3 protein-coding genes and 1 pseudogene are annotated in these 2,443 nt (G+C 40.5%); 3 read left to right on the top strand and 1 reads right to left on the bottom strand.

Annotation, left to right across the window (positions count from 1 at the left end; genetic code table 11):
- The 3 genes from VJ937_RS11715 to VJ937_RS11705 form a co-directional block, all read left to right on the top strand.
- Window positions 1-219 (top strand): hypothetical protein (locus VJ937_RS11715; RefSeq protein ID WP_324067303.1); only part of this gene is annotated, 219 nt, incomplete at its 5' end.
- A 340-nt stretch (window positions 220-559) separates the two neighbouring features.
- The gene (locus tag VJ937_RS11710; RefSeq protein WP_324067301.1) at window positions 560-772 is read left to right on the top strand and encodes a hypothetical protein; all 213 of its coding nucleotides are present in this window, start codon (window positions 560-562) and stop codon (window positions 770-772) included.
- On the top strand, window positions 772-2,193 hold the full coding sequence (locus VJ937_RS11705) for an IS701 family transposase (RefSeq protein WP_324067306.1): 1,422 nt from the start codon (window positions 772-774) through the stop codon (window positions 2,191-2,193). Before VJ937_RS11710 ends, VJ937_RS11705 begins: the two co-directional genes overlap by 1 nt.
- A gap of 38 nt (window positions 2,194-2,231) precedes the next feature.
- On the opposite strand, the pseudogene VJ937_RS11700 reads toward VJ937_RS11705, so the two are convergent.
- Window positions 2,232-2,443 (bottom strand): annotated as a pseudogene (locus tag VJ937_RS11700) (DNA polymerase III subunit epsilon); the annotation flags it as partial.

Raw genomic sequence — 2,443 nt, 5'->3', positions numbered from 1 at the left:
ACCACAGGGCGTTGCCCTGTGCTGTTGGCTGACGGCCCCTTTGGGGCCTTTTGGTTGGTAGATTATGTGGACGTTTTGTGGTGGTTTATTGTTTTGAAATTAATCATGCTCATTTATTGGGCGCGATTTGTTCGCTGTTTTTACCACAGGGCGTTGCCCTGTGCTGCTGCTGACGGCCCCTTTGGGGCCTTTGAGTTGGTAGATTATGTGGACGTTTAGTGGTGGTTTATTGTTTATTAATTAATCATGCTCATTTATTGGTCGTGGTTTGTTCGCTGTTTTTTACCACAGGGCGTTGCCCTGTGTTGCTGCTGACGGCCCCTTTGGGGTCTTTTTTTTTGGTTGATGATGTGGGTGTTTTGTGGTGGTTTATTGTTTATTAATTAATCATGCTCATTTATTGGGCGTGGTTTGTTCGCTGTTTTTTACCACAGGGCGTTGCCCTGTGTCTTGAGTTTGGATTTAACTAGATAAAAAAAAGATCAATAAGTTATAGACACCTATTGATCTTTTTTTTATCTTTGAAACTAGTTATATAACTAGTACTAAAATCTACATTATGGGATTTCCGACAAAAATTCAGCTAATAAAAAGGACTGCAAGTGAGCAGTGGTACATTAATTTCCCTTCTGCAGTGGCTCAAGCCATGGAATTTCAAAAGGGTGAAGTTGTAGAATGGGTCATTGAAGACAAAAAACGGATGACCTTAACTCGTTCTACCAAAAATGAAGATGAGAATAAGGATAAAAAAAAACCAGTACCGGATCGTTAATTGATGAGCTTGATTTTCTTTTTAATGAATGTCATCCTGCTTTTTCCAGTCATAGCTCATGGACCAAATGTAGAGAGTTAATGTATGGGAGTTTAACCTGTTTGGGCAGACGTACGGTAACGGGGATGTTAGCGGCCAGCGGCAATCAATTCGTGGATTGGTCAGGGGCTTATAGGCTATTTAGCCAACAGCGAGTAGATGTAACAAAAATATTGAACGTAGTTCAGTCAAATGTTCTGCAGGAAACAAGCTCATTTCCTCATATCATAGCCCATATGGATGATACTATAATAAAGAAAACGGGAAAGCGCATTCCAGGGACAGCATGGCGACGAGATCCACTGGGACCTCCATTTTATACTAATTTTATTTGGGGCCAGCGGTTTATACAAATGTCTCTGGCTCTTCCCCGGAATGGCCAGACTTGCCAATCCAGAGCTATTCCCATTGATTTTCATCATTGTCCTACAGTCGCCAAACCACGAAAAACCGCCGATAAGGAACAATGGGATACTTATAGAGAAGAGAAGAAAATAGCAAAACTTAGTCGACAGGGAGCTGAGAGAATTAAACTTCTGCGAAACAGGTTAGACGATCAAAAATATAATCAAAAAGAGTTGGTTATTGGAGTAGATGGTAGCTATACGAATAAAGAGGTATTAAAAAATTTACCTCATAACACAACATTAATAGGACGTATTAGAAAAGATACCAAGTTGTACACAATTCCAGATAAACAAACAGGCTCGGGACGTAAGCGTGTATATGGCGAGCGGTTACCCACACCTGAACAAGTACGACAATCATCGCAATATCCATGGCAACAAGTACAAGCGTGGGCAGCAGGGAAAGTACACAAGTTTGACGTTAAAATTATCCATGATATCAGGTGGCGCTCAGCAGGCCCACAAAACTTAGCTTTAATCGTTATTCGTCCTTTGGGTTACAGGCTAACAAAAAACGCTAAAGTACTTTACAGGGATCCAGCTTACCTGATTTGTACTCAAACCAAAATGAATATTAAAGATATTCTACAAGCTTACCTTTGGCGCTGGGAAATAGAGGTTGACTTTCGAGAAGAAAAAACACTTCTTGGGTGTGGTCAGGCACAGGTTAGAAATCAAAACTCAGTAGAAAGTATCCCATCGTTTATTGTAGCCGTTTATGGATTATTGCACCTAGCTAATTACAGAGCTAATAAATTGTCTAAAATGGAATTGCTTCCAAGGCCAAAATGGTATCCTCTAAAAAAGCAAAAACGTATAACGACTGGGGATTTACTTAATAATTTGCGGGCCCAAATTTGGGCAAAGGCAAATAAATTGAATTTCTCCCACTTCGTGAATAATGAAACAAATACACGAAGCCTCAGAAATGAATCAAACAGCCCAATTTCTGCTTTTTTTTATTTAAGAAATTAGCCAAACTCCAGACAAACGGGGCGAAAGCCCCGTTTGCTTTATCTCATCAAATACAATTGTGCGCAGGCTTTTGCATCCGACAGAGCTTCGTGATGATTTAGTTGCACTCCCATTCGGGCACAACAAGCATCCAATTTGGCAGGCTTAAATCCTTTGGCGCGGTATATTTTCATAGTGCACTCCCATCGTTCAGACAAACCCAAATTTTCATAGGGCAGTGCGTAATAATTCATGGTGTTTTTCAATACGC

Source organism: Salinivirga sp. (assembly GCF_035268865.1).
Lineage (GTDB): Bacteria > Bacteroidota > Bacteroidia > Bacteroidales > Salinivirgaceae > Salinivirga.
The sequence above is the reverse complement of the archived record's forward strand: the minus strand, read 5'-3'. Positions and strand labels throughout refer to the sequence as shown.

Coding starts and splice junctions, on each gene's coding strand:
- VJ937_RS11710 (WP_324067301.1), top strand. CDS start 560: ATGGGATTTCCGACAAAAATTCAGCTAATAAAAAGGACTGCAAGTGAG.